The sequence below is a fragment of the Paraflavitalea sp. genome, from assembly GCF_059502485.1.
The window spans coordinates 2,580,065-2,601,556 of sequence record NZ_JCACET010000008.1 but is presented as its reverse complement, the minus strand read 5'-3'; the positions used below and the strand labels follow the sequence as shown (position 1 = coordinate 2,601,556).

Below are 21,492 nucleotides of genomic sequence, written 5' to 3'. Positions count from 1 at the left end.
GAGGGCGACCCACCCTCGGCTCGGCTCAATTATTATAATTATGAAATCATCTTTATTAACCTTCCTGATCGGTCTTGTATTGGCATCGTCCATACAGGCTCAAACAACATCACGTAACATGAATCACACATCTGCTATTACCGAAACGGTGACCAATATTTTTGTAGGCGCTGATGAGCGAGATTGGTCACTCATTGCTACCGCTTTCGACAGCAAGGTATTGCTGGACTATTCTTCGCTTAGTGGTAATCCTGCTGCTACGCTTCCTGCCGGAGATATCATTGCTTCGTGGAAAGGAATCTTCCCGGGCTTCAAGAGCACGCATCACCAGATCGGTAATTTCAAGATCACCTATGATGATAAGGAAGCAAATGTATTTTGTTACGGTACTGCCACGCATTACTTACCTAACGACACGAAGCAAGACCTGTGGACTGTGGTAGGTACGTACAACTTTCACCTCGTTTACAAAAACGGGCAATGGAAGGCTGACCGCATGCGGTTCAACTTCAAATACCAGGATGGCAATACCAACCTGCCACAGCTCGCCATTGAAAAGGCCAAACAATTATCTACCTCATCCAACAACTCATCTTCTATGTCAACAAACATCTCACAAAAGAGCGTTTCCTTCAGTAGTGAAGGGCTTACATTATCCGGCGACCTCTATCTGCCGGCCGGCTTTGATGATCATCAACTATATCCCGTGGTGATCGTTACCGGCTCCTGGACTACTGTGAAAGAACAAATGCCTGGCTTGTATGCGCGTAAGCTGGCCGCCAAAGGGTTCGTGGCGCTTGCTTTTGACTTCCGCTTCAATGGCGCCAGTGAAGGGCAGCCGCGTAATTATGAATCGCCCGAGAACAAGATCACCGATTTTAAGCATGTTGTGAGCTATGTTCATTCGCTTCCTTTTGCTGATAAAGAACAGGTGTATGGTTTGGGCATTTGTGCCAGCGCCGGTTACCTGGCCAGGGCCTCTGCGGCCGACAACCGCATCAAGCGTATCAGTCTGATAGCTCCCTGGCTACACAATGCATCCATCGTGCGTGAAGTGTATGGCGGCGAGGCCGGTGTTCAGTCGCGCATCGAGGCAGGCCGCAAAGCCAAAGTGAAATATGCCGGTAGTGGCGTGATGGAATATGTTCCGGCTGTCAGTGAAACGGATGCATCGGCGGCCATGTACGGACCTTTTACTTACTACCTCGATAAGACACGGGGCGCTATTCCTGCCTGGCCCAATCAACTGGCTGTTGCTTCGTGGCCGGAGTGGCTGGAGTTTGACGGTATCCGCATTGCGGGTTCTTTGACCACTCCTACCCTGCTGGTGCATAGCGAAGAAGGGGCGATACCGCATGGGGCCAAGCTGTTTTACCAGCAGTTGAAGAGCCCGCAGAAGGATCTTGTTTGGACTACCGGCAACCAGTTTGACTTTTATGACAACGAAACGACTGTCAATTTTTCTGTAGACAAAGCTGTGGACTGGTTTAAGAAAAACCATTAGTTTTGGTACTCAACCCGTTGACATATGAAAAAAGTTTTCGTTATCCTTTCTATTATTGGTGCTTTAATGGCTTTTACACTTCCGCAGCAAAAACAACGTATCGTATTTTTTGGTGACTCCATCACCCAGGCTGGTGCAAAGCCCGGTGGTTACATTATGGTGTTGGGTGATATGCTGAAGCAAAAGAATGTGCAGGATGAATTGATCGGCGCTGGCATCGGCGGTAATAAGGTGTATGATCTGTACCTGCGCATGGATGATGATGTGCTGGCTAAAAATCCTACTACTGTGGTGGTATGGGTTGGTGTGAACGATGTGTGGCACAAGAAAACATCTGGCACCGGTACTGATGCCGATAAATTTGAGAAGTTTTATAATGCGCTCATCAAGAAGCTGCAGGCCAAAAATATCAAGGTGTATATCTGCACGCCTGCTGCTATTGGCGAAAAGACCGACTTTACCAATGAGCTGGATGGCGATCTGAACAAGTATGCCGGTATCATCCGCAATATTGCTCAAAAGAATAATGTGGGCCTGATCGATCTGCGCAAGGCTTTTCTGGATTACAACCTGGCTAATAATCCTGAGAACAAAGACAGGAACATCCTCACTACTGATGGAGTGCACCTTAATGAGAAGGGCAACCAGTTTGTAGCTGAGCAGATGCAGAAAGCACTTTATAAATAAGTAAAAGGAACACAATAAACTTCCTGATCGCTCGTATGTTATTATAATAATCCTGCACATAAGAAAATATAAAAAACATTATGTTTGCAGGCATGTATATGAGCGATAAGAGACAGATACACATTGCAATTCTTGATCTCTATGAAGGCCAACCCAACCAGGGGATGCGCTGTATCCGGGAATTGTTAACTCAATTCGGACACGCTAACGAACTCCAGATCACCTGGGACGAGTTTGACGTAAGGCTGAAGCATGAACTTCCTGACCTCTCTTACGATATTTATATTTCCAGTGGTGGTCCCGGCTCGCCTTTAGACAGTGAAGGCAGCGAGTGGGAAAACCTGTATTTCAACTGGTTACAATCTGTTGAAGACTATAACAGTGCCGCTCATAACCCGGTTAAGAAGAACGTTTTATTCATTTGTCATTCTTTCCAGCTGGCTTGCCGGTATTTTAAAATAGCCGAGGTTGGTAAAAGGAAGTCTACCGCATTTGGTGTTTTCCCCGTGCACATGCTGGAAGCTGGCAAGGATGAGCCTGTATTTGCCGGCCTGCATGATCCTTTTTATTGTGTTGACAGCCGGGATTACCAGGTGATCAAACCCGACTCTCAACGTTTGCGTCAGCTGGGCGCTACCCTGCTGGCTATTGAAAAGGAACGTCCGCATGTGCCGCTTGAAAGGGCTATCATGGCCATTCGCTTCAACAAGCACATGATCGGTACGCAGTTTCACCCCGAAGCTGATGCCTCCGGTATGAGTATCTACCTGCAGCGGGAAGACAAAAAGCAAACGGTTATAGAAAACCATGGTTTCGAGAAATGGGAATCTATGATCGAACAGCTGAACGACCCCGATAAGATCCTGTATACTTACTCTCACGTAATACCTAATTTCCTCAAGCAGTCGATCGATAATCTGATTGCAGTAGAGGCTTAATGTTATCGTTTGTAGCTGTCCGGCATGTAGCTGGTAACAAGCAGGCTTCTGTACAAAGCCTCACCATTAGTGGTCATTTGCCACTAACCATTTCTTCGTATCTTCCATAAAACAATATTGCATGGTTCCCAGTCTCCGCAAAGTGTATAACGAAACGTTTACGGTTGATCAGTATGAGGCTTTCCTGAAAGATCTTCACAGCAGGTATCCTGGCGCCATCGAGTTTCGCCTGGCCGAGACGCCTGTGTTCATCGACAAGGCTTTTGGCCAGAAAGTATTCGACGCCTGTGAAAGTATCATCGATGTGATCACGGACGAAAAGTTCAAGGAGCTGACTGAAAGGGCTATTCCGGCTGCAGAACGTGTTCCTAATGAGAATGGCCATGCTCATATGATCGCCTTCGACTTTGGCATCTGCACGGGTGAGGATGGTTCGCTGGAACCGCAGTTGATCGAGATGCAGGGGTTCCCTACGTTGTTTGGTTTCCAGGTGTTTTATCCTGACCTGATGCGTAAGTACTTTCCGGTCCCAGATAATTATACGCAATACCTCAATGGTTTGAATCATGATAGCTACCTCGCACAACTGAAAGAGGTGATCGTTGGTGACCTGAATCCAGAGAATGTGATCCTCCTGGAAATAAAACCGCATGAGCAGAAGACCAAGATCGATTTTTACTGCACGCGTGATTATCTCGGCATCGAGCCCGTGTGTATCACTGAACTTATACAGGAAGGGAAAAAGCTCTTCTACCTGAAGGATGGAAAAAAGACGGAAGTGAAGCGTATTTATAACCGCATGATCTTTGATGACCTGAATGCGCAGAAGGCTTCGCTCGGCAGTTTTGTAGATATCACGCAAAATCTCGACGTGGAATGGGTGCCGCATCCCAACTGGTTTTATCGCATCAGCAAGTTTACGCTTCCGTTTATTCGTCATCCTTATGTGCCTACGACCTGGTTTCTCAACGAGCTGAAGCAAGTGCCTGTCGATCTGGAGAATTATGTATTGAAGCCGCTGTTCTCTTTTGCAGGGCAAGGTGTGGTAATAGATGTAAAGCCGGAAGATATCGAGCACACCAAAGACCCTGAGAACTGGATCCTTCAGAAAAAGGTGAAGTATGCCGATGTGATCCCCACGCCTGATGTGCCTGCCAAGGTAGAGATCCGCATTATGTATCTGTGGAAGGATGGCTGGGACCGGCCCCGCCCGGCGATCAACCTGGCGCGATTGAGCAAAGGCAAGATGATCGGCGTACGTTATAACAAGGATAAAGAGTGGGTTGGCGGCAGTGTATGTTATTTTGAATCTTAAACTATTAACAACTATTCATAAATATTTCATGCAACACCTGGATAATATTAAAGGTAAAGAGATCGTGCCCGGTTACTTTGGGCGTTTTGTTCATGGTGATCATATCACCTTATCGATTGTAGACATTAAGAAAGGAAGTCCGCTCCCGGAGCATAAGCACCCGCATGAGCAGGTGACTTTCGTTGTGGAAGGTGAACTGGAGATGGTGATTGGTGGTGAGAAGATGGTGCTTACAGCCGGCTCGGTACATGTGATTCCCGGCAATGTTCCTCATAGTGCCGTGGCGCTGACTGATTGCCGTGTGCTGGATGCGTTTAATCCTGTGCGGGAAGACTATAGGGTTGATTGATTAAAACGAAAAAGCCGCCTTTTAGAGGCGGCTTTTTTAAAAAATTACTTTCCGGTCATCATCCAGTCGGGTCGCATGTCGCTGTCTTTTTTCTTGCTCACCATGTTTACGTTGACCACCCATTCATCCATCTTGAACAGGAGTTCCAACTCGATGTGGAATTCGCGGAATCGCTCATCAGCTGTTTCGATCTTGAGGGCGCTGGTGATAAAGTCATTGTCTTCTGTGGCTTCTTCATAATCGCCATCGAGGTAGTACACGCTGCCATCTACCATTTTGAGCCTGCACTGTTTCAATTGATTGTACAGTCGCTTGTAGGCAGTAGCTGCCTGCCGGAAGCCTTCGCTCCGGAACATCAGTGCCTGCCAACTGGCCGTGGTGTCCAACTCGGAATGATAGACTCCTATCATACAGTTTTCGGCTCCTGGCAGGGTAACCTTGGATGCATACTGGTGCCAGTCGCCGGTAGCCTCTACCAGCTCGCCTGTAATGTGCCTGTAGTTGTAAGGGAAATCTCCGAGAATGGCCTCCACCGCATTGATAAAGCCTGGTGATGGATCGTTGTCTTTTTTGAATTGTGCCTGCACAGATAGGGACATGACCATAGCGGCCAACAGCAGATTGGTTAATTTCTTCATTGGGTTAGATTTTAAGAGGGGCAATGATACTGGAATTTTGGTTTTTCACAAATTATCAACAGGGTTATTAACGTTCCACACTGCTAATATTGTGAATCCCAGTTACATATTTTTTCTTGTAATCCCTGTTTTCCACATAGCAGAGCCATTAGCTGTTAACTATTAGCCTTTAGCATTTGCCAGATACTTCAATAGACAGCTTAGAACTGCTTTACAGCTTTAGGAAAGTACCTTTTGCCAGTAGAGGAGCCAATCGAGCATGCGGCTGGTGTAGCCGTATTCGTTGTCGAACCAGGTGATGATCTTAACATGATTACCTACTGCGGAAGTAAGGGTACCGTCGACGATGCAGGAATGGGTGTTGCCCTTGATGTCCAATGATACCAGTTGTTCTTCGGTATAATCGATAATGCCTTTGTATTCTCCTGCTGCAGCTTTGCGGAAAAGCTCGTTGATCTCCTGCGCTGGTGTGGCGTGTTTCAACTGGATGGTAAAGTCGGCCAGGGCGCCATTGGCTACCGGTACACGGGTGGACACTGTAGCAATCCTTTGTTGCAATACCGGGAACAGGCCTTCCAGTGAATGGGCCAGGTCTATTTCTACGGGGATGATCGATTCAGCAGCAGCACGTCCACGGCGGAATTGTTTGTGTGGTGCATCCACGATTCCCTGGCGGGAGGTGTAGGAATGCAACACGTTGATGTGTGCCGACTCGATGCCGATGGAATTGAGCAGGTACAGTATATGTGTGGAGCAGTTGGTCATGCAACCGCCCGGAGAAATAATATCTGTTTCGGGTGTCAGCAAATGTTGATTGAACCCATAGATCATGAGGGGTATTTCGGAAGAGCCGGTAGTAGACAGCAGTACTTTTTTGGCGCCCGTAGCGAGGTGTGCAGAGGCGCCTGCGCGGCTGGTGAAACGACCTGAGCACTCGAGGACCACATCTACTTTGAGTTCTTTCCAGGGCAGCTTGATCGGATCGGGCTCCTGGAGGATGCTGATAGACCGGCCATCTACTATGAGGGTATCATCATCCTGCAGGTTCATGGTGTGGGGGAAGGTACCATACACCGAGTCATATTTCAACAGGTAGGCCAGGTTGTCTGGCGGCATAATGTCATTGATAGCTACCAGTTCCAGTGTTTCGTGTCCTATCAGTCTCCTGAATAACAAACGGCCTATTCGTCCCATTCCATTGATCGCGATACGCATATTCTCTGCTTTTGCTGCTTTAAAAAAGGGCAAATATCGCAAAGATGGTGGTAATATATCATGCCCTTATTCGGGCAGTTTTTTCCGGTCATATTTTACCTGCCGACGGTAGTATGGGTAGCTGGAACAGGCAATCATAACATTCTCATTAATTTGTAAGTAATTAATAATCAATACTAAATTATCCTAATTATTAAGCTTAAGTAAAAATTTGAGCGCTGGCGGCTTTCGGGGGGCGGCGATTAGTATTAAAACCCTAATTTTGGTCTTACCAACCTATCAAAGTTCTACCTTACCAACCCCCGCTATATCCATTAAATTCTACCAGGATCGTTGCCATTTGAAAGATGTGCCTGGAAAAAGGTAATTACTTACTATAACCATTTAAGTTTCTTTTAAAACACAACACTTAACTAAAACGGTGGAGGGAGATTGTATGTATTCGTATGCACTTTTAGAGTCTGGTTATTATTACCTGATACAGGAGAAAGAAGATAGCCCTGTATCGCTGATCAAAGTAACGGTAGAAACGGATTATTGCCTGTATGTCACTAATTATTCGGAAGTGCCGGTACTGGAATGGAAAAAGAAGACTGACGCCATTTTCGATATCCTGGAACTGTTGAGTGATGACAAGGTGAAGGAATGGGAATCTGTGTACAACGACAACCAGGACGCTTATTACGAAGAAGATGACGAGTAATGAGAATACGTCTTTCTACTTACCAAGCTTCTTATTACTACTTATTTTCCTTGTGCTGTACCGGAATTTTATATTCCATTTAACGTAAAATTGTATAAATTCAGGGTGCATTTATCGAGATGATAAATGCACCCTTTTTCCTTTAAACTACCTGCTTAGCTGGATATCATGGTAATCAAGAGTAAATTGGTACAATTTTCACTGGATATAATGGATGCTACAGGTATGAATCTAAATGACGATAAGTATATTACAATACGTAAAGTATTGCTGGTCATTGTCAGCATTCTTACGATATTACCCCTGGCCCCGCTCATCAACCGGTATATTCCGCCATTGATGATCGGTGACTGGAATCTTGACCTTACTGTTTCACTTTTATTGGCCGGCCTGGCCACGTGGCTTATATTACGATTATTCCGCTTTTTATTGATCCCTGCGGTTGCATTGTGTGTACTGGTCCTAATATATAACCAGCTCACCAATGGATATGGTTTCAGCAGCATGGTGACTGATTATAAGACGATGGTTGAAAACAACTGGGGACGCAACGGGCAAAAGGAAACGGACCTCGTGCTTACGCCTGGTATCTTCGACGGCCCGCTTACCAAGACTATCAAGGCGCTGCAATCCAAAGTCAACTCCAGTGACTCTGTGGTACGGAATTTTGCCGTGCAGCATTCGCTGGACAACTTTGATGAATATCATACTAAGTATGGTCCTATCGTTCGTACGCTTTCTCTTTTCAAGTATATCAATTCCAACTTCAAGTATGTGTCGGACTCTGAGCGGGACGAGTATTTTGCCACTGCCCGCGAAACTATCCTGAATGGAATGGGTGGCGATTGTGACGATCACTCGATTGTTATGGTCTCCTGCCTTAAGGCCATCGGTGCCCATTGCCGCATGGTATTGTCTGAGGGGCACCTGTATCCTGAATTGTATGCCGGTGATAAGAAGGCTTTCGATCACCTGCAGCAGGCGATCATTTATCTTTTCAGCGACCGGCCTATCGATAATATCTATTATCACGAGCAGGATGGGAAGTACTGGATCAACCTGGACTATACAGCCAAGCATCCGGGCGGTCCTTATTTGAGTGAAAAGGCTTATGCGATCATCGATCTATAAGGGCAACGAGCTTTTTGAAGCAATACCACAACAATTTTCAATAAATCTATCAGGTGACAACCTGATTTTGGCGTTTCATACCCCATTCGTCACATTCATTGTTCTTTTGTAATCTATTAGTGCTACATTTAGAGTAATTCGGTTAAGGCATGACTGTAGCACCCCTTGCAGCCATTATATCGTCCTATTCGTTATTGGCCATACCTATTCTTCTTCTAATACAACGTCCGGTCCGTGTGGACCCTACGTTCAGGTTGTTATCCATTTATGCCATTGTTGCTTTTGTCGTTGACCGCATTCCAGCATTTATCGTGTCCAGTTCTTCAGCTGCCCGGGTATTGTCTTTTGCTTTTACCATTTTTGAATACACTGTGTTCACGTTGTTCTTTTACCGGTTCTTCCAAAGAAGGGCTTATAAAAGGTGGGTATTGGCGGGGTCTGTGATCTTCCTCATAACATTGATCTTCGAGCTACAGAAATTCGGGATAGTTTATTACAGCCGTCTTAATGCGGGTACGGCTGTGATCCTCATTATCAGCTACAGTCTGTTGTTGTTTCACGAATGGCTGATGGATGATCCTATGGAGCTGATCCATAAGAAAGCGGCTTTCTGGATCACATTGGGTTGCCTGGTGTATCTGTCGGGTAATTTTTTCTTCTTTATTACGGTGGGTAAGCAATGGGAACAGAACTGGGCCATGCATGCGGTTTCCAACTTGTTCAAGAACTTGTTGTTCATTACAGCTATTGTGCTCCAGGTCTTTCCTGCGACTCCGCCCAGAAAGATCGTCTGATGGCTGTGGTGGCGGGCAGTTTTTGCAATCCTTTCAGCAATAGTCCGCTACTGCCGATACCGATCGAGATGATGGTGGAGATGTAATAGATCAGGAATTTATCGACCCCATCTGCTACGTTCTGCAGGAAGTAATCGAATATATATACTACGATGTAGGTGCCATATTGAAAGAGCAAGGCGCCGTGGATGAGGAGCAGGGCTTTTTCGCGCGTAGCATGTACCACCTGCTGGAGGTAGAGTGATATCTGCCAGATGATAATGGTCATGATGAATAATAAGCCTACTCCAAGCACATATTTCAACGAGTCGTATTTTAATCCTCCGCGTATGAGGCAGAATATTTCGAATAGTATAAAGATGCCCATTCCTATGCGGATGAATTTCTTGAGTGCCAGTGAAAAGGCTGAGAGATAGATGATGCCTACCATCATCGGAATATCGAGTGCATTGTATATGACGCTGGTAACTTCAACGAATTGCTTATTGATCTTGTCAAAAAGGAACATGATATTGACCAATCCGTTGATGATCCAGTATATCGCGAAGTATTGAAAGGGGGAAGCCTGCCAAAGTTTTTTAAGCATTACGATCACTGCAGGTACAAAGGACATGATGACCGTTAAGACTGATACGACCAGGTAAATGTTATCTTTCACTATGCTGGCTATTACTCTGTAAAATCGCAAAAAAATAACGAAATATTGCATGCTATGGCTTTTTCAGTATTACTACCTTGAAACCTCCTGCATAAAATACGATAGGGTTTTGCGGCTTTTGAAAGGGGCTCGTATAATTACCGTTTCACGGTCTTTTTTCTACCCAAATACCTTGAATTTAGTGTCTAAAATTGGGAAGTTTTTCTAAGTTCTAACGCCGATCATGCGGGTCTCATTTCGGGCTGAAACCCGCCATTCGCCTGTATTCCCTACCGCCCAACCCATTTGGTCGGATTGCCATTACAACATTGATTATTTTTATTGTATTCAATGATGCTTTAAAAAACTAACTATGCGTTTACGCGATTTCGTTATAGCGGCTGCGCTGCTATCTACCGCCCCAACTTTTGCTCAATCGGATGACCTTCCTGATGATTACCTGACGCCTGCTTTCCATGCAGGGCGCCGGGATTCTTTGCGTGCTTTGATGCCGGCCAATTCGGTGACTGTTGTATGGGCCTTCCCTACCCGCAACTTCTCGAATGACGTGGATTATGTATATCATCAGAATCCTGATATGTATTATTTCTCCGGATATAAAGAGCCTCATTCTATGTTGCTGGTGTTCAAAGAGCCTCAAACGGCTGCTGATGGCAGCACTTTCAAGGAGCTCCTGTTTGTACAAAAGCGTAATGCGCAGGCCGAACAGTGGACCGGTAAGAGAATGGGTGTGGAAGGGGCCAAGCAAAAGCTGGGCTTTACACATGTTTTCAACGGGGAAGACTTCAAGGGCACTAATATCGACTTCTCGAAGTTTGACAAGATCATTCTCGACCGTCTGCCTACTGATATGGCTGACGCGCGTTATGATAATGCCGACCTGTTTGACCTGATCCAACAACTAAAGGAGAAGGCGCAGATCACCGATAATTATGCGCAGGATAAACGTTTTGGCACTACACAGTTCCGTCAATATACCGGCCAGTTGCGGGAGATAAAAACGGAAGAGGAACTGTCTTTGCTGCGCAAGGCGGTGGAAATATCCTGCCAGGGACAGGCTGAAGTGATGAGAGCGGTAAAACCTGATATGTCGGAAAGAGAGGTGCAGGGTTTACACGAGTTCGTTCATAAAAAGTATGGCGCCGAGTATGTGGGTTATCCTTCTATCGTTGGCGCAGGTAATAATGGTTGTGTGCTGCACTACCAGGAGAATGAGAAGCTGCATGTAGAGAATAAGATGGTGTTGATGGATGTGGGCGCTGAATATCATGGTTATACTGCCGACGTTACGCGCACCGTGCCTACGAACGGTAAGTTTACTGCCGAGCAAAAGGCTATCTATGAACTGGTATATGAAGCGCAGGAAGCTGCTTTCAAGTTGTGCAAAGAGGGTACTACCTGGCAAGAGCTGGATAAGGTATCCCGTGGACTTATTGCGGATGGCATGGTGAAGCTGGGGATCATCAGCAAGAAGGAAGACGTGAATAAATACTACCCGCATGGGCTGGGTCATCATATTGGCCTGGATGTACACGACCGGAGTGCTTCTTCCAAGCTGAAGAAGGGTATGGTGATCACCATCGAGCCGGGCATTTACATTCCTGAGAACAGCCCTTGTGACAAGAAGTGGTGGGGTATTGCTGTACGGATCGAGGATGACCTGCTGATCAAGGAGAAGGATTATGAATTGCTTTCCTGGGCAGCGCCGCGCAAGATCAGCGATATCGAGAAGACTGTGGCTGAGAAAAGTCCGCTCGACAACTTCATCTTACCTAAGTTGAAGTCGGCCAAGAAAGGGTTCTAATAGTTGTTTAAATACATTTTGGACAGTCGCCAGCGGTAAGCTGGCGACTGTTGTTTTTAAGGGCAGTAAAATTACGGTGGGCTTCGGTTACCTAACAGGTTTAGATGTTGTAGCCGGAGGCTACGGAATACCCTCTCTCGCCGGAGGCGAGCGAGTGAAATACCGGTTAGTGGAGCGTTAAGGCAAGGGGGCAGGTATACTTTAAAATCCGTGCCCGGCTTGCGTTTGGGAGGGGGTGTACCCCTTAAAATGGTGCGGGTGGGGTCTAAGGGTGCCCTTTTTGAAAGACCGTATAAATACCATAAAACATCGAGTATATACCCGAAAATCCGGTAGTTTTTCGCAGTTCTACTATTCGCGTAAAAGTAATATAGCGAGATCAGATAGCGATTTTTACGATACGACGGGGAATAACTGAAGCCGAAAAACAGGGCAGATTTGCGCTATGTCAAATAATGGTCTAACGTTACCTTTGTTTAAGTTGATCCAATATCCCACGAAAGTCCGAAGTTCAATATCCAAGTCCATCCAATATCGATTGAAAAGTCCTATTGAAATCCCTAACTGAACCCCATCCTGTGATCTCTGGTAGTAGCCAAGGTTTGTTAGAATAATCCTGAAAGACCATATAGTATCCAATATCTGAAGACCGGAAAAACCAACGTGTCCAATGTCCGTGAAACCCAGTCGATATCCTGAAAACCCAGCCGCCAAAGATCAAAATGTTCGAGTATCCAATGTCTATGAAATGAGTTTACCTTCGATCGACTGAAAGAATTAAGACATTCGAAAAGCCATCGTTCTCTGGGAGGAGTGCGATGGCTTTTTGATTTTTGCTTACCTTAACGTCATGATGATCAAATCTATCCAAACGACATTCCTAGCCTGTTTTCTCTTTTTGGCTTCTACTACCCAAGCACAGCGTATCGAAGTTCTTACCAGCGGCACCGAGACCAGCCTGCGGGGTTTATGTGTGGTGAACGATCAAGTGATCTGGGTGAGCGGCAGCAAGGGTAAGGTGGGGCGGTCGACCGATGGCGGCAAGACCTGGGAATGGACAACTGTAGCGGGCTTCGAGAAAAGGGATTTCCGCGATATAGAGGCTTTCGATGACAAGACTGCTGTGATCGTTGCTATTGCTGAGCCGGGCAATATCCTCAAAACTACCGATGGTGGCAAAAGCTGGAAAACCGTTTTTCACGATACTACCAAGGGCATGTTCCTCGATGCCATGGATTTTTATGATAACAAAAAAGGTATTGCTGTGGGTGACCCTATCGACGGAAAGATATTTATCGTAACCACTAATGATGGTGGCAATTCCTGGAAGAGATCTACTGCTGATATACCGGCCAAGGAGGAGGGTTTCTTTGCGGCCAGCGGCACTAATGTCCGGTATCACAAGAATGGATCGTTTACCGCTGTATCTGGTGGCAAGGTGGCCCGCCTCATCGAGCCAGGCCGCACTGAAACGTTGCCGATCATTCAGGGTCAGGAGATGACCGGCCCTAATTCTATCGCTATTTATGGCAAGCAGGCTATCGTTGTTGCGGGTGATTATGAGCATCAACAGGATACTACTCAAAACTGTCTTATCTCAACCGACGGTATGAAGACCTGGCATGAGCCACTGGCTGGCCCCAATGGATACCGCAGTTGTGTGGCTTATATTACTGCGCAGCAGCTGATCACCTGTGGCGTACCGGGTGTCGATATTTCCAATGATGGTGGCAACACCTGGCAGTTGATCTCCAAGGAAGGTTTTCACACGTGCAGCAAGGCTAAGAAAGGGAATGCGGTTTTCTTAGCAGGCGGTAATGGGAGAATAGCAAGGTTAGTTCAATAAGCTGCGAGCTGTGAGACCTGACAGGTTTCGCTTAGCTTGCGCCTGGCAAAAACCTGTCAGGTCTTATAATGTTACTTCTTAAACGCAAAATATACTGCGCCTAATAATAATCCGAAGCTTACGAGGTAGCGCCAATGGAAGGGTTCTTTGAGGTAGACAATGGCGAAGACGGTGAATACAACCAGGGTGATCACTTCCTGTGTCATTTTTAGCTGGAAGCCGTTGAAGCCATTGGAGTAGCCCAGCCGATTGGCAGGCACCATGAGGCAGTATTCAAAGAAGGCGATGCCCCAGCTTACCAGTATGGCTTTCCACAATGGTACATTTTCTTGTTTGAGGTGACCATACCAAGCAATTGTCATGAATATATTGGATGCCAATAGTAACAGGATTGTATGCATAGTTGATTATTTTTATAGCTGGTTAGAAGTGTCGAAATTAGAAATTCGTATATTCATCCCAAAACTTAGATATTATGATATCCAGTAAAATTGACGCAGCGCTCAACAGGCAGATCGATCTGGAAGGTTTTTCTTCCATGTATTACCTGGCCATGGGCTCCTGGGCAGAAGTAAAGGGTTATACTGGCGTAGCGCAGTTCCTTTATCATCATTCTGACGAAGAACGCCAGCACATGCTTAAGTTATTTCATTATATCAATGATCGTGGCGGTCATGCGATCGTTCCTCCATTTGCCGCTCCGCAAAAGGATTTCAAGAATATCCAGGAGATCTTCGAGATCGTTCACTCTCATGAGGTGAAGGTATCCAACGAGATCAATGCGCTGGTGGAACTTTGTATTCAAGAGAAGGATTATACTACGCACAACTTCCTGCAGTGGTATGTGACGGAGCAGATCGAAGAGGAAAGCCTGGCACGTCAGATCCTGGATAAGCTGAAGCTAATTGGTGAAGACAAGGGTGGTATGTACCTGTTTGACCGTGATCTGGGTGCGCTGAACCCGCATGGCGGCAGTGGTGGCAAGGGTAAAGGTGGCCACGGACATTAATACTTCACTGTTTCAAAATAGTGTAAACGAAAAATCCCGCACGAAAGCGGGATTTTTGATTTATTAACGAGACCTGATTGAGCTTAGTTGAGACTTCTAAAGTCTACTGGTACCAGTTTGCTTACGCCTGGCTCCTGCATGGTTACTCCATATATCACATCCACGGTGCTCATCGTTTGTTTGTTGTGGGTAACGATGATGAACTGGCTTTCTTCGGAGAACTTGCGGATCATGTTGGTGAACTTGCCTACGTTGGCATCATCCAGCGGGGCGTCCACCTCATCGAGGATACAGAAGGGGGCGGGCTTGATGAGGTAGATCGCAAACAGCAGGGCTGTAGCGGTCAGGGTCTTCTCTCCCCCACTCAACTGGGTGATGGATGAAGGCCGTTTTCCTTTGGGCTTGGCGACGATGTCGATGCTCGTTTCTGCCAGGTTCTCCGGGTTCTCGAGGATCATATCGGCCGTATCGTCTTCTGTGAAGAGTGCTTTAAATACGCGTTGGAAGTTATCGCGCACGCGATTGAAGGTGTCGAGGAACTGCTGGTTGGCAGTAGCTTCCACTTCCTGTATGGTTTGTAACAGGCTGTCTTTGGCCGTTACCAGGTCATTCTTCTGCTCGAGGATGAACTCGTAGCGTTTCTTCATTTCCTGGAATGCTTCGATCGCCGTAGGGTTCACCTCGCCGAGGTTTTCCAGGCGCTTCTTCATCCGGTCGCTCTTTTCCTGCAGTTCTTCTGTGGGCACTTCTCCTGTTCTTGGCTGGTCGATGATGTCGTCGAGGTTGATGCGGAACTCCACATTCAGCCTTTCTTTCATTCCTGCCAGCTGGAGCTTCAACTCGTTGAGCCTATCCTTAATATCCGTGAGCAGGTGTTCCAGTTGCTCACGCTCTTTTACTTTATGGCGTAATTCGCTTTCTTTTTCGTTGAGTGTATTACGGATGTTGTAGTATGTCTGGTCGGCTTCGTTCAGCACTTTCTCTGACTCCTCTTTCTTCCGCATCATATCGATCAACCCGTTCTCTGCTCCTGCGAGTGTTTCTTCGCTTTCGGTAATGTTCTCCACGGTTTGTTTCAACTGGGAGGCATTGGTATCGATCTGGGTGCGCAGGCCTGTGAGCTGGTTGCGTTTGAACTGGAGTTCCGTGGTCAGTGCGTTGATCTTGCTCTGCTGGCGTGTTACCTGCAGGTTGAACTCGTTGTAGGTAGCCAGGGCGCTGTGGTACTGGCCTTCTGCTGATTTGTAATCGCTTTCTGCTGCCTGCAACTTATCACGCACTTCATTGAGCTGGGCTACCAGTTGCTGCCATTCTTCGCGGGTACCTGATATGGATGAGCTTGTATTTTCGAGGTTGATCTGCAGTTCTTCGAGCCTGTTCTGCGATGTGCTCTTCATGCCGTGCAGGTTCTCGATCTTGTTTTGCAGGGAGAACACTAGGTTGGTGAGGTGGTTGATATCTCCCTGTGCCTGTTTGATGGCTGTTTCTTTCAACTGCTCGTTGTAGGCCAGCACTTCATTGTGTTTCTCCTGGATCGCGTCTTTCAATCCTTTTACAATGATCTCCTGTGCCTGGATCTGCTCGGCCAGTTTTTCGAGGTTCTTGGCGCGACCGATCTTCTTTCCTTCAAACACACCTACGCTACCGCCGGTGAGTGAGTATTTTCCTTTTACGTATTTACCGTGTTTTTCGAGTACGATGGCGCCGTTGCTGTTGCTCAGTGCGTCTTCGTTTTCTGCGATGAATACCTGTCCCAGCAGGTGCTCGGCCAGTTGGCGGTATTGTGCATCTACCTCGATCACCTGCATGGCAGGGATCGTGCCTTCGGGCTGTTGTGCTGCTGCTCCGTTCTGTCCGTTCAGCTTATCCAGCAGGAAGAAGTTTGCCTTGCCTTTTTTATTGGCATCGAGCAGGTGTACTGCCTGGAGGCCTTCCTGCAGGTCGTTTACCACGTAGTAGTTGAGGTAAGGCTCCAGCACGTTTTCTACTGCTGCGCGAAACTCTTCTTTTACGTAGATGATGTCTGACAGGATGGGCGCTGTGTGGTTCCAGTTGGGGTTTTTGTGCAGGAACTTTACGCTCTCGGGATAGCCTTCCATGGAATCGATCAGGCTTTTCAGCAGGTCGTATTCGTTCTTTTTGGCATCCAGTTTACGGCTTTCTTCGGCCAGTTCCTGACGCAGGCGTTCCATTTCGCCTTGCGTTTGTAATATCTGTTCTTTGGTGCGCTCGTGGTGTTCCTGCAGTTGTTGCAGATCACGCTGGCGGCTTTCCAATTCTTCTTCTTTGGTGATGCGCTCTTCTTCCAGTTGTTTGAGCTGGCTGTTGCGCACTTCCTGCTCTTCTTCGAGGCGGGCAATGCTTTGCTCCAGGTTGCGGATGGAGTTGTCGGCAATGGCCACTTTCTTTTCCGCGTCGAACTGGTTGCGCTGCATGTTCAGGTTCTCGCTGCGGAGGCTGTCGACCGTTACGCGCTTTTCATCAAATACTTTGCGCTTTTCCTCTGAAGTTTCTTTCAGGTCTTCGAGCTGGTTCTGGAGGCTTTCGAGCTTTCCTTCTTCCTCTCCTATCTGCAGGCTGGTAAACTCGATGCTCTCTTCCAGTCCTTTCAGCTGTCCTTCGCTCTTGTTCATGAACTCCTGCAGGTTGTTTTCTTTTTCCTTCAGGAAGTTGAGTCGTTGTGAAGCGAGGTTCTTATCGTTCTCTTTTGTTCTTAGTGTTTGTAGCAAGTCGTTGAACTCGTGCTGCATGCTTTGCAGGGCGCGTTCTTTTTCGATGAAGCCTACTTTTTCAGCTTCTATCACTGCTTCTTCGTTGGCGATCTCTGCTTCGAGCCTGATCTTTTTATCGGTCTCTGTTTCAGACTGGGTATTGAGGTCGCGCCAGGTGAGGTTGAACCCTTCCAGTGAGGCCTTGGCCAGCTCGATGCTTACTTCGCGGTATTCTTTCTTTATCTCGTAGTACTTCTCTGCTTTTTTTGCCTGGTTCTCGAGGCTTTTCAACTGGTTGTTGATCTCGAATAACAAGTCCTCAATACGGGCCAGATCCTGCTCGGTGGCGTCCAGTTTTTGCTTGGCCTCTTTTTTACGTGTCTTATATATAGTAATACCAGCTGCCTGTTCCAACATGCGGCGACGGCTGTTCTCTTTATCTTTAATGATCTCGTCTACCATGCCCAACTCGATGATGGCGTAGCTGTCCGTGCTGACACCCGTATCCATGAAGAGGTTCTGGATGTCTTTCAGGCGGCATTGTACATCATTGAGGCGGTATTCGCTTTCGCCACTTTTATAGAACTTCCTGGTAACGGTAACGGTGTTGAACTCTGTGGGCAGCAGGTTCCTGGTATTTTCAAAGGTGAGGCTCACTTCTGCCAATCCGCTGGCTGAACGTGTTTTTGAACCATTGAACACCAGGCTTTCGAGGTTCTCACTTCTCAGGTGACTGATCTTTTGCTCTCCAATAACCCACCGGATGCTATCGATGATATTACTTTTACCGCAGCCGTTGGGCCCGATAACGCCAGTAATTCCTTCATCGAAGTTCAGTATGGTCTTGTCGGCAAAACTCTTGAAACCTTTAATTTCTAAACTCTTTAATCGCACAGTGTCTTATTTTTTAAGGACAGCAAATATAGAAGAATGGAGATACAAATTACACAGGGTAATAGTTCTTCACAGGGTTACCCACATGGAATTATACACAAACACTGCACCATGTGGATATCCGCGGCAACTTGTGGATAAAATGGTATTGCATCGTGAATAACTCTGACAGGTAATACACACTATAAATAACACTAACTCATTGAGGTTTAATAAAAAACCGCTACATTGGGAATTAGCACTTCTTTTGCCGCAGTATCCTTATAATATATAAAGTATCGTGAATAGTACCCTGCTTAATCTCGCCAAGCGTATCAAGTCTATTGCCGACATTGGCCTTTTATATAATACTAATGATTATGACCGGGAGCGGTATGCAGAGCTGCTGGAGATCAGTCATGAGATGTCTGGTCTGCTGATCGATCAACCGGTAGAAGTGATCCGAAATTTTTACGCGCCTAATAAGGACTATCCTACTCCCAAAGTGGACGTGCGTGGTTTGCTGCTGAATGAAGCAGGTGAAATTCTGTTGGCGAAAGAAATGGCTGACGGTAAGTGGACATTGCCGGGGGGCTGGGCGGATATTGGGTTATCACCTGGCGAAGTGGTTGTAAAAGAATTTCGCGAGGAGACCGGGCTGGCTGTAAAGGCTACGCGGCTGCTGGCCGTGTTTGATAAGAAGTGTCACCCCCACCCTGCGCAGGCGTTTTACGTGTATAAGTTTGCTTTGTTGTGTGAGCTGACGGGAGAGTTGCGCTTGCAAAAGGGGTTTGATATCCTCGACGTAGGTTTCTTTCCGTTGAATAAATTGCCGGAATTGTCGGAGGACAGGATACTGCGTTCGCAGATCGAGTTGTTGTATAAAAAGGCGACTGGTTCTGATCCTGTGGCTTACTTTGATTGATGGCTTCATTGGGCTAAAGCCCAAAGAGAGGTTGGTTGATCTTAATCCCGGCCCTAAAGGGCCGGGCAATTTCTTTTACTTCGATATGCCTTTGTTTCGCAAGCAGATTTCTCACTGCGCCGTTATTTCGTAAATTTTAAAAGCCCTAATGGCTCCGTTCGAAATGACAAGTAAGGGAGAAGTACATTCAAAATGACAACATCACATCGACCAAGCTCTTCTTCTGAAATGTTTTAGATCGCTGTCTTTGCCATTTCCCAACCGAGCATGGCTTTTTTGCGTTCGGGCCCCCAGTGGTATTCGCCAATAATGAGGTTTTTGCGAATGATACGATGACAGGGTATCAGGTAAGCTATGGGATTGGCCCCGATGGCTGTTCCTACTGCCTGCAAGGCGTTGGGTAACTCAATATGCCGGGCAATGGACTGATAGGTTGTTACATTGCCATAGGGTACTTCCAGCAAGGCATTCCATACTTTGACCTGGAAGTTGGTTCCTTTCACCAGCACACTCAGCTTTTCCTGCTTTCCCGGTTTACGGTTGAAGATAGCGCTCGCCATCGTCTCTGTATTGCGGCTGTTCTCACGCACTGTTGCATTTTCCCAGGCTCTTTCGAGTCCTTCTACTGCTGTGCTCCTGTTGTCTTCCTGCAGGAAGGACAGGTGGCATATGCCCCGGCCTGTAACTCCTATTATGCATTCTCCGAATGGGGTGTTGTGAAATCCATATTCTATGCGGATGCCGTTGCCTTTTTCTTTGTATTCCTGTGGCGTCACTGCTTCCAGATTTACAAAAAGGTCGTATACCCTCGACTGGCTGGATAGTCCGGCTGCGTCTGCTGCATCCAACAGATTATCGAACCCGGTAATCCGGTGTTTCAGGTAGTCGGTGGTGAGGAATTGCAGGAAGCGTTTGGGGCTGATGCCTGCCCACTCAGTGAACATGCGCTGAAAATGGAAGGCGCTCATGTTGACCTGGGCCGCCACCTCTTCCAGGCTGGGCTGGGCACGGAAGTTAACGTACAGGTAATCAATGGCCCGCGCTATCTGCTCGTATTGGTAAGCATTGGTAGTCACAGGTTCAAAATTTAATATTTTTTCGGAAAGCATGGTGGTTTTTATTAGTGTATGCAATTTCCCTGTATTCGCCGGCCTGCTCAACCCGTTTCTTGCTATATTGGAACACGAATTACATGAAAGGGATAGGTTGAGGCTTCCTTGTATATTTAACAGCTCAGGGATACAACTGTTTGGCTGTATTTCCCGTTCTTGTAGTGTATAAATCGCTTACTCTTGAGATTATTTTATTATATCTTATTTTCTACGCTGATGTTGGCGGGGCGTTCTGCTCAGGCGCAACAGGTGGATAGTATTTTCTTTCACCTGTATACGGACAGCCTGAAGAAGGGGGTTCACAATTACATCAATGTAGATGGGAAACTGTCTAACGGCCGCTGGCAGCCGCTAACGGCAAAGGAGTTGAACTTCTCTTGCTCAGCAGGCAGGTTTGAAGGGAACAGTCTTATTATCGACAGTGCCTTTAAAGACTCTGCTGTAACAGTGAAAGCCACCTTGAAGGGCAATCCGCAGGTGTGGAAAGAGGTTGTTATTTATATGAAGACGCGTGATACCGTGGAAAGACTTAAAACCATGGACGAAGTGCTCCAAGGTGGATCTGCTCCTGCACGCAGGAGGAAGCGAAACTTCAATTAGTATTTAAATATTACTTCGGTGTGTGGGCTTTGATCTGTTCAGCTGTTGGCACCCACCAAATGTAGCCGTGTTTCTCGGCCAGTTTCTTTCCATCGATCTTCAATGGGTCGGCCCGGTTCCAGGGTTGTACGACTGCGTGTATTGTCAGGAATTTTAATGAGGGCACTGCTGTTTTGAGGTGTGCCAGCAATTCATTGAGGGCGGCTATTTGCTTTGCCGGATATGGCTCGGGGTTGGTCTTGCGTTGTATGTTGGCCAGTGAAATGCCAATGGATGATTTATTGATGCCCTGGCCTCCGGGTGCGGGTATTGTTGATCCTGTGTGGAAGGCATGTTTGTTGTTGGCCACGCACTGAAAAATGATCGGCTCTGTGTTTTGGGCTGCGGCGCTGTTGCTGGTATCTTTTGCGTCGCGCGTGATGATGTAGTGGTAGCTAAGGCCCACTCCTCTTAAATGGTTGATGCTGCTTTTGGCCGTTCCGCCGGCGGTTGCATGCAAGACTATCAATTCCGGTTTGTTGGTGCGATCCCTGGATGGCAGGAATGGTTGTAGTACTTGAATGTTCATAGTGCTTGTATTTGACCCTAAGTTGACTTTTTTTCGTTAAATTAGGGTAGGTGAATATACTTGTTTTTAGACGGGTGATTTCCGGGAAAGGCAAACAGGTTTGAAGGTTGAC

20 protein-coding genes are annotated in these 21,492 nt (G+C 46.8%); 13 read left to right on the top strand and 7 right to left on the bottom strand.

Translation table 11 applies throughout. From position 1 onward, the window contains the following. Positions 1-40 precede the first annotated feature (40 nt). From AC5JBY_RS13150 to AC5JBY_RS13130, 5 genes are all read left to right on the top strand, one after another. On the top strand, positions 41-1,504 hold the full coding sequence (locus AC5JBY_RS13150; protein ID WP_495905056.1) for a nuclear transport factor 2 family protein: 1,464 nt from the start codon (positions 41-43) through the stop codon (positions 1,502-1,504). A gap of 24 nt (positions 1,505-1,528) precedes the next feature. Next, complete coding sequence (locus AC5JBY_RS13145) at positions 1,529-2,191, top strand: SGNH/GDSL hydrolase family protein (RefSeq protein WP_495905055.1); 663 nt, start codon at positions 1,529-1,531, stop codon at positions 2,189-2,191. 80 nt (positions 2,192-2,271) lie between these two features. Then, the gene (locus AC5JBY_RS13140; RefSeq protein WP_495905054.1) at positions 2,272-3,129 is read left to right on the top strand and encodes a type 1 glutamine amidotransferase; all 858 of its coding nucleotides are present in this window, start codon (positions 2,272-2,274) and stop codon (positions 3,127-3,129) included. Between the two features lie 121 nt (positions 3,130-3,250). Beyond that, the gene (locus AC5JBY_RS13135) at positions 3,251-4,444 is read left to right on the top strand and encodes a hypothetical protein (RefSeq protein WP_495905053.1); all 1,194 of its coding nucleotides are present in this window, start codon (positions 3,251-3,253) and stop codon (positions 4,442-4,444) included. A gap of 28 nt (positions 4,445-4,472) precedes the next feature. Then, complete coding sequence (locus AC5JBY_RS13130) at positions 4,473-4,793, top strand: cupin domain-containing protein (protein WP_495905052.1); 321 nt, start codon at positions 4,473-4,475, stop codon at positions 4,791-4,793. A 44-nt stretch (positions 4,794-4,837) separates the two neighbouring features. On the opposite strand, the gene AC5JBY_RS13125 is transcribed toward AC5JBY_RS13130, so the two are convergent. Then, the gene (locus AC5JBY_RS13125; RefSeq protein ID WP_495905051.1) at positions 4,838-5,431 is read right to left on the bottom strand and encodes a hypothetical protein; all 594 of its coding nucleotides are present in this window, start codon (positions 5,429-5,431) and stop codon (positions 4,838-4,840) included. 219 nt (positions 5,432-5,650) lie between these two features. Next, complete coding sequence (locus AC5JBY_RS13120) at positions 5,651-6,646, bottom strand: type I glyceraldehyde-3-phosphate dehydrogenase (protein ID WP_495905050.1); 996 nt, start codon at positions 6,644-6,646, stop codon at positions 5,651-5,653. A 436-nt stretch (positions 6,647-7,082) separates the two neighbouring features. Here AC5JBY_RS13120 and AC5JBY_RS13115 point away from each other — a divergent pair, with 436 nt between their 5' ends. The 3 genes from AC5JBY_RS13115 to AC5JBY_RS13105 all read left to right on the top strand — a co-directional run bounded on the left by AC5JBY_RS13115 (position 7,083) and on the right by AC5JBY_RS13105 (position 9,274). Beyond that, positions 7,083-7,349, top strand: coding sequence for a hypothetical protein (locus AC5JBY_RS13115; RefSeq protein WP_495905049.1), 267 nt, complete (start codon positions 7,083-7,085; stop codon positions 7,347-7,349). 168 nt (positions 7,350-7,517) lie between these two features. Next, complete coding sequence (locus tag AC5JBY_RS13110) at positions 7,518-8,480, top strand: transglutaminase domain-containing protein (protein ID WP_495905048.1); 963 nt, start codon at positions 7,518-7,520, stop codon at positions 8,478-8,480. A gap of 149 nt (positions 8,481-8,629) precedes the next feature. Next, entirely contained in the window at positions 8,630-9,274 is a 645-nt protein-coding gene (locus tag AC5JBY_RS13105) for a hypothetical protein (RefSeq protein WP_495905047.1), read from the top strand. On the opposite strand, the gene AC5JBY_RS13100 is transcribed toward AC5JBY_RS13105, so the two are convergent. Further along, positions 9,225-9,932, bottom strand: a complete 708-nt coding sequence (locus AC5JBY_RS13100; RefSeq protein WP_495905046.1) for a hypothetical protein — start codon at positions 9,930-9,932, stop codon at positions 9,225-9,227. The genes AC5JBY_RS13105 and AC5JBY_RS13100 overlap by 50 nt on opposite strands. 352 nt (positions 9,933-10,284) lie before the next feature. Here AC5JBY_RS13100 and AC5JBY_RS13095 point away from each other — a divergent pair, with 352 nt between their 5' ends. Together AC5JBY_RS13095 and AC5JBY_RS13090 are read left to right on the top strand one after the other, a co-directional pair. Next, a complete protein-coding gene (locus AC5JBY_RS13095; protein ID WP_495905045.1) occupies positions 10,285-11,736 on the top strand; it encodes an aminopeptidase P family protein in 1,452 nt (483 codons plus the stop codon). 850 nt (positions 11,737-12,586) lie between these two features. Then, positions 12,587-13,582 carry a WD40/YVTN/BNR-like repeat-containing protein gene (locus AC5JBY_RS13090; protein ID WP_495905044.1) on the top strand — a complete coding sequence of 332 codons (996 nt, stop codon included), beginning with the start codon at positions 12,587-12,589 and terminating at the stop codon, positions 13,580-13,582. 71 nt (positions 13,583-13,653) lie between these two features. On the opposite strand, the gene AC5JBY_RS13085 is transcribed toward AC5JBY_RS13090, so the two are convergent. Continuing rightward, a complete protein-coding gene (locus AC5JBY_RS13085) occupies positions 13,654-13,983 on the bottom strand; it encodes a DMT family protein (protein WP_495905043.1) in 330 nt (109 codons plus the stop codon). 74 nt (positions 13,984-14,057) lie between these two features. Between AC5JBY_RS13085 and AC5JBY_RS13080 the strand changes: the two genes are divergently transcribed. Continuing rightward, on the top strand, positions 14,058-14,591 hold the full coding sequence (locus AC5JBY_RS13080; RefSeq protein ID WP_495905042.1) for a ferritin: 534 nt from the start codon (positions 14,058-14,060) through the stop codon (positions 14,589-14,591). Positions 14,592-14,674: 83 nt separating this feature from the next. Here the strand turns inward: AC5JBY_RS13080 and smc are convergent, their stop codons facing one another. Further along, positions 14,675-18,196: a chromosome segregation protein SMC gene (gene smc / locus AC5JBY_RS13075; RefSeq protein ID WP_495905041.1), complete on the bottom strand. Its 3,522-nt coding sequence runs from the start codon at positions 18,194-18,196 to the stop codon at positions 14,675-14,677. A gap of 280 nt (positions 18,197-18,476) precedes the next feature. Here smc and AC5JBY_RS13070 point away from each other — a divergent pair, with 280 nt between their 5' ends. Then, the gene (locus AC5JBY_RS13070; protein ID WP_495905040.1) at positions 18,477-19,100 is read left to right on the top strand and encodes an NUDIX hydrolase; all 624 of its coding nucleotides are present in this window, start codon (positions 18,477-18,479) and stop codon (positions 19,098-19,100) included. Positions 19,101-19,333: 233 nt separating this feature from the next. Here the strand turns inward: AC5JBY_RS13070 and AC5JBY_RS13065 are convergent, their stop codons facing one another. Then, positions 19,334-20,209, bottom strand: coding sequence for a bifunctional helix-turn-helix domain-containing protein/methylated-DNA--[protein]-cysteine S-methyltransferase (locus tag AC5JBY_RS13065; protein WP_495905039.1), 876 nt, complete (start codon positions 20,207-20,209; stop codon positions 19,334-19,336). A 183-nt stretch (positions 20,210-20,392) separates the two neighbouring features. Between AC5JBY_RS13065 and AC5JBY_RS13060 the strand changes: the two genes are divergently transcribed. Continuing rightward, positions 20,393-20,812: a hypothetical protein gene (locus tag AC5JBY_RS13060; RefSeq protein WP_495905038.1), complete on the top strand. Its 420-nt coding sequence runs from the start codon at positions 20,393-20,395 to the stop codon at positions 20,810-20,812. A gap of 10 nt (positions 20,813-20,822) precedes the next feature. On the opposite strand, the gene AC5JBY_RS13055 is transcribed toward AC5JBY_RS13060, so the two are convergent. Continuing rightward, on the bottom strand, positions 20,823-21,380 hold the full coding sequence (locus AC5JBY_RS13055; RefSeq protein WP_495905037.1) for an N-acetylmuramoyl-L-alanine amidase: 558 nt from the start codon (positions 21,378-21,380) through the stop codon (positions 20,823-20,825). Positions 21,381-21,492 lie beyond the last annotated feature (112 nt).